Origin of the sequence: Tritonibacter sp. SIMBA_163 (genome assembly GCF_046535935.1) — a bacterium.
GTDB lineage: Bacteria > Pseudomonadota > Alphaproteobacteria > Rhodobacterales > Rhodobacteraceae > Epibacterium > Epibacterium scottomollicae.
In genome coordinates this window covers 1-255 of the sequence record NZ_JAWJBP010000823.1, presented here as the reverse complement: position 1 = coordinate 255, position 255 = coordinate 1, and the positions used below count along the sequence as shown (strand labels likewise).

Sequence of the window (255 nt, the reverse complement as noted above, 5' to 3'; positions counted from 1 at the left end):
GCACGCCGAGCGATTCGATCGCGTGCTTCGTGGTCGCGTCGCGCGCGCATGCGTAGGCGAACGCGCGCCGGCGCAGCGGCCGGGCGAGAAAATCGTTCAGCTCCTCGTAGAAGCGGAAAGTCGCGGTGACCATCGTCGAAGTATCGCACTGCGCGCCGTTGCGTGCTTTTCCTGCATCTGTCGCGTGGCTGTGCTTTACTTCCACATCTTTAGAAGACGGAGCCACAGATGGACATCGGTTTTATCGGTCTCGGC

At 61.6% G+C, this 255-nt stretch carries 1 protein-coding gene; it reads right to left on the bottom strand.

Annotated features, from left to right (window positions below):
• Positions 1-205 (bottom strand): hypothetical protein (locus tag R0J92_RS24620; RefSeq protein ID WP_411053616.1); only part of this gene is annotated, 205 nt, incomplete at its 3' end.
• Positions 206-255 lie beyond the last annotated feature (50 nt).